The organism is Pseudomonas sp., assembly GCF_037994325.1.
In the GTDB taxonomy this organism is placed as follows: domain Bacteria; phylum Pseudomonadota; class Gammaproteobacteria; order Pseudomonadales; family Pseudomonadaceae; genus Aquipseudomonas.
Genome location: NZ_JBBNAH010000494.1, coordinates 1 through 5251 on the forward strand (window position 1 = coordinate 1; position 5251 = coordinate 5251).

The window sequence follows — 5251 nt, forward strand, 5'->3', positions numbered from 1 at the left end:
CGACAATCCAGAACATATTGCTGGTGTATTCACCGGCGGTGGACTGGGCAAAACCGTTGGGCATAAAGCCGATGGCCGTGACCAGCGTACCGGAGAGCATCGGTGCGGCCGTGTGGCTCCAGGCATACGCCGACGCCTCAAAACGGTCATAGCCCTCCTCCATTTTCACCACCATCATTTCAATGGCGATAATGGCATCGTCCACCAGCAGGCCCAGGGCGAGGATCAGCGAGCCCAGGGTAATGCGGTCAAAGTTCTTGCCCGAGGCCGCCATCACCACAAACACAATGGCCAGCGTCAACGGCACCGCCGCCGCGACCACAACGCCCACGCGCCAGCCCATGCTGAGAAAGCAAACCAGCATGACCACTAGCAACGCGACAAAAAACTTGACCATAAACTCGTCGACGGACGAGCTGATGTTTACCGCCTGATCGGTGACCTTGCTGAGGGTCATACCCAGCGGCATACCGTCGTTAATGCTCGCCGTTTCTGCGTCGAGTGCCTGGCCAAGATCGAGGCCGTTCCACCCTTCTCGCATCACTACGCCAAGCAACAGGGCCGGCTCACCGCCGTTGCGAACCAGAAAGGTGGCGGGGTCTTCGTAACCGCGCTCAACCGTGGCCACGTCGGAAAGCTTCAGCGTGCGCCCCTGCACAGCGATGGGCGTGTCGCGAATGTTCGCCAGCTTGTCGAAGGCGCCGTCCAGACGCATCACCACCTGCGGCCCATTGGTTTCAATCGAACCGGCAGGTGTCAGCGCGTTCTGGCTGTTCAGCGCGGCGAAAATATCCTGCGGTGTCACCCCCAGCGTCGCCAGACGATCATGGGAGAAGGACACAAAAATACGCTCGGCTTGTTCGCCAATAATATTGACCTTCTTCACACCGGGTACGTGCAGCAAGCGCTGGCGCAATGCCTCGGCGTCACGCACCAGTTGGCGCTGCGGTTCACCCTTGGCTTTCAAGGCATAGACGGCGAAGGTCACGTCCGAGAATTCATCGTTGATCATCGGCCCGATGACCCCGGCTGGTAGGGTCTTGGCTTCATCGCCAAGTTTCTTGCGGGCCTGGTAGAACTCCTCCTTAACTTGCGAGGGCGGCGTAGTGTCGAGCAACGACACCATGGTGAACGCCAGCCCTGCACGGGTGTAGGTTTCGCTGCGGTCGTACCAACGAAGCTCCTGCATGCGCTTTTCCAGCGGCTCGGCAACCTGATCCTGCATCTCCTGCGCGGTGGCCCCCGGCCAGGCGGAGATGATGGTCATCTGCTTAACGGTAAACGGAGGATCTTCCGCACGCCCCAGCTTGAAAAACGCCAGAACCCCAGCAACCGCAATCAACAGGATGAGGAACAACGTGATGGAGCGCTCGCGCACGGCAAGGGCTGAAAGGTTGAAACGCCCTCCACTCATGGCTGACTCCCGGCTACGGCTACAGGAGCGGGTGCGGCATGTTCAAGCCGCACTTCTTCGCCATCACGCAGCAGGTGCGCCCCCAGCGCAACAACCTGCTCGCCAGCACTGAGTTTGCCGGCTACCCGCGCCGTATCATCGCCAATGCTCAACACCTGAACGGGACGCCAAGAGACTTTCGCCGGTTCGCCAGCGACAACCCACACGCCAGTGCCGCTACCTGGATCGTAGAGCGCGGCAATGGGAACTTGCAGCGCCTGACCAAGCGCCTCTGTTTCGGCGATGCGCAGGGTAATGGTTGAACCCAGCGGTGCATTGGCCAACGGGCCTTCGAGCACATAACGGGCCTCGAAGGTGCGCGTAGTGGCGTCCGCCGCCTCGGAGAGCAAACGCAGCTTGGCCGCCACGGCGCTGCCCGCGTTGCCATACAGGGTGGCCTGGGCCGTGGAGCCTGGAGCCGGCCGCAACGTTTCCGGGAGGTGCACGATAGCCTCGCGCTGCCCTGCCCGCGCCAGCCGCACCACGGGTTGGCCGGCACTGACAACCTGCCCCGGCTCGGCCAATGTGTCCATTACCACGCCGTCGGCATCGGCCAGCAAGGCCGCGTAGCTGGTCGCATTGCGCGCCACGTCGGCCTGAGCTTGGGCCGCGCTGAGCTGGGCCTTGGCTGAATCAGCGGCAGCCTTGATCTGGTCGTAAGCCGATGCCGATACCGCACCAGCCGCAACCAGATTGCGATAACGGGCCTCATCGTCAGCCGTTTGCTTGGCCCGCGCCTTGGCCGCCGCAACCGCCTCCTGCTGTGCCCGCGCCTGCAGTTGCAGGTCGATGGGGTCGAGGCGCATCAACGGCTGACCGCGTTTAACGGTTTCGCCTGCATCGACCAGACGCTCAAGTATCTTGCCCGCCACGCGAAAGCCGAGGTCACTCTGGGTACGAGCAACCACGACCCCGGTGAAAGAACGAGCGGCCTCGAGCGAATACTCGACCGCAACCCTTCTTACCAGCGGCGGCTTGTTACGCGGGTCTTGGCTAACAGAGGAATCGCCGCACGCCACCAGGACGATAGGCAGTAAACAGACGACAACGGTGGCTGGCTTGAAGCGCATGGTGTCCCTTACTCAAGAGCAATGCAGGAACCACATTCTTCGACCAGTGACCAATATTGTCAACAGTCACAACAGATAGCTAAGGCGCCAAACTGCGCAGTATCAATGCCGGCAGAAGCACGGCGGCTTCTGGCGCTGCGTCCAGGTTGTACTGCAACTGCGCGGAATTGACGTACGGACGGATGACCAAAAAGATCGCGTTGGCGGTTTCGTCTAGCGGCGTCTTACGTTCAAATTCACCCGACTCGCGCCCCTCGAGCAGGATCTGCTGGATGATTCCACGAATGCGCAATTCATGCGCTTTGACCGACGGCCACTGGTCCCGCGAGGCGACCGCAGCAATGTCGTAGAGCTTGCGATCACGAAAGAAAAGATCGCTCCCAGCCTCCGAAATAGAGCGGAATAGGCGCCTTAGCTTCTCGGACGCTGTTGGCGCATCAGCGATCGCGGCGTCAACAATCTGCATGATCATGGCCAATCGATTGGTACAGATCACCTCACCGATGGCCTGCTTGGAATCGAAGAATTTATAGATATAGGCCTTGGAAAAACCAATCGCTTTCGCCAGGTCCGAGACGGTGGTCTTTTCGTAACCGTAGTGGCCGAAATGCTGCGTTGCCGCCTCGATCACCTGATCGCGAACGTCGTGATCCAGAGGCCCACGTGTGGACGGTGTATGCAAAGTTTCATTCATGACGACAGCTTAACTCCACGGTGAGCTGATTGACATCAAGTGACCAATATATAATATGGTCACACAATTTTTCGAGCGAAGAGAACCATGATGCCCCCCTTCCGTATTCTTGCTCTTGTGCTGAGCACCAGCGTGGCAACAGGGTGTGCGGTCGGCCCGGATTATCTCCGTCCAGAGGCGCCGCTGGCCGACCACTACATGGGCCAGGCCGCTGTTGAGCGCCCCTTCACAGCAGCCCCAGCCAGCTTCGCCGTCTGGTGGGAAGGCTTTGGCGACCCTCATCTGAGCGCGCTGGTGACAGAGGCGCTCGCGCAGAACCTCGACCTGTCGCAAGCGCAAGCGCGTGTTGCTCAAGCACGAGCAGGACTAGGGGCGGCAAATGCCGCTTTACTGCCATCCGCTGCCGTCAACGGCCAGGCAGCGCGCGCCTACCAGTCGGTAGAAACACCCCTAGGCCGCGTGCTCAATTCCACGCCCGGATATGACCGCTATGGTAATAGCTACGAGGCCAACCTCGAAGCAAGTTGGGAATTAGATGCTTTCGGTGGCCTACGACGTGACCGAGAAGCCGCACTCGCCGAGTATCAGGCATCCGCAGCCGGAGTAATCGCTACCCGCCTCGCCGTCGCCGCGCAAACCGCTGACGTCTATACCTCTATTCGCGGGCTGCAGGCGCGACTGGCGATTGCCGAACGCCAAGTCAGCACCCAAGAGGAGTTACTGCAGAAGGTTCGTTTGCTGCACGGCCAAGGTCTTGCCGCCGAGTTTGAGGTGTATCAGACCGAAGGCGAGTTATCCGAGGTTCAGGCCAGCGTGCCTGTCCTACGTACCGGCCTGGATGCGGCCATGAACGCCTTGGACGTGATGCTCGGCACACCGCCTGGCACCCATCGCAGCGAATTAGCGGCCACCAGCGCCATCCCACGCCCGCCACAGCTCGCGGCAAGCGGCTCGCCGGCCGACTTGCTTCGCCGCCGGCCCGACCTTATCGCCGCCGAACGGCGTCTAGTGGCCGCGAATGCCCGGATCGGCATGGCAATCAGCGAGTACTACCCGAAGTTTTCACTCAGTGCCTTGCTTGGCAGCGCCACCACCAGCGGCGGCAATCTGTTCACCAGCGGCGCCAGTCAGTCAGCGGGCGTATTGGGGTTACGCTGGCGGCTGTTCGACTTTGGCCGTATCAACGCACAGATCGATCAAGCCAAAGGCCAAGAGGCCGAAGCATTAGCGGCCTATCGCCAGTCAGTGCTGCGCGCTAGCGAAGACGTCGAAAACGCCTTCTCGGCGCTGGTCAATCGCCAGGCCCAGGCAGCCACCCTCGAAGCCGGCGAAACATCGCTCACCCGCGCTAGAGAATCTTCATTCATCGCCTACCAAAATGGCACGGCTAGCCTGATCGACGTGCTCAATGCCGACGAACACCTGCTACGCGCCTCGGATGAAAGGGCTCAGGCGCAAACAGAATCGGCGCGAGCTGCCGTGGCCGCCTTCCGCGCGCTAGGCGGCGGCTGGGAACCCCCAGAGCAGATCGCCAATTTTTAAACCGGGCGCACACAACCCCTCGCGCGGCCTTGGGTATGATTATTCGCGCAGCGTGGCCCGTCACCCGCCAGTAACGCGCGTTTCTAACCCCTGATCAGGGCTTCACCATGTGGAAAAAACTCAAAGGCATTCTGGGTATCAAGCCCAAGGCATCGGGGGTAAACAGGTACGGCGACTACCTGCGCGGCGATACGCAGGAGACCTGGCCCCAGGCTTTGGACCGCTTTACTTCGTTCTGCCTGAGCCTGCATGCGTTCTACCAGGATGGAGAAGCCTACAAGATTTATTTCGACCAATACGTTCGCGACGGCACGCTATTCGAGTGGCTGGAACCGGTAGCCGACTCGGACCTGCTGAACGCCGAAACGCAGAATGGATTTGCCATGCCAGACCAGCTCAAGGCGCTATACGCCAAGCGCTTCGCCATCTACGACGTACTGGCCGAGCGCGGCCGCTGGGGAGACCGTCGCGTGCTCGAGATCTACGGCCGCT

At 60.8% G+C, this 5251-nt stretch carries 5 protein-coding genes; 2 read left to right on the forward strand and 3 right to left on the reverse strand.

From position 1 onward, the window contains the following. The 3 genes from AAAB16_RS16805 to AAAB16_RS16815 all read right to left on the reverse strand — a co-directional run. Positions 1 to 1414, reverse strand: a 1414-nt coding sequence (locus AAAB16_RS16805; RefSeq protein WP_340664349.1) for an efflux RND transporter permease subunit, incomplete at its 3' end; no start/stop codon positions are given. After that, complete coding sequence (locus tag AAAB16_RS16810) at positions 1411 to 2523, reverse strand: efflux RND transporter periplasmic adaptor subunit (protein ID WP_340664350.1); 1113 nt, start codon at positions 2521 to 2523, stop codon at positions 1411 to 1413. The genes AAAB16_RS16805 and AAAB16_RS16810, both read right to left, overlap by 4 nt. A gap of 79 nt (positions 2524 to 2602) precedes the next feature. Continuing rightward, a complete protein-coding gene (locus AAAB16_RS16815) occupies positions 2603 to 3217 on the reverse strand; it encodes a TetR/AcrR family transcriptional regulator (RefSeq protein ID WP_340664351.1) in 615 nt (204 codons plus the stop codon). Between the two features lie 90 nt (positions 3218 to 3307). Between AAAB16_RS16815 and AAAB16_RS16820 the strand changes: the two genes are divergently transcribed. Both AAAB16_RS16820 and AAAB16_RS16825 read left to right on the forward strand, forming a co-directional pair. Next, the gene (locus tag AAAB16_RS16820; RefSeq protein WP_340664352.1) at positions 3308 to 4759 is read left to right on the forward strand and encodes an efflux transporter outer membrane subunit; all 1452 of its coding nucleotides are present in this window, start codon (positions 3308 to 3310) and stop codon (positions 4757 to 4759) included. 107 nt (positions 4760 to 4866) lie between these two features. After that, on the forward strand, positions 4867 to 5251 hold a 385-nt coding region (locus tag AAAB16_RS16825; RefSeq protein ID WP_340664353.1), incomplete at its 3' end, for a hypothetical protein.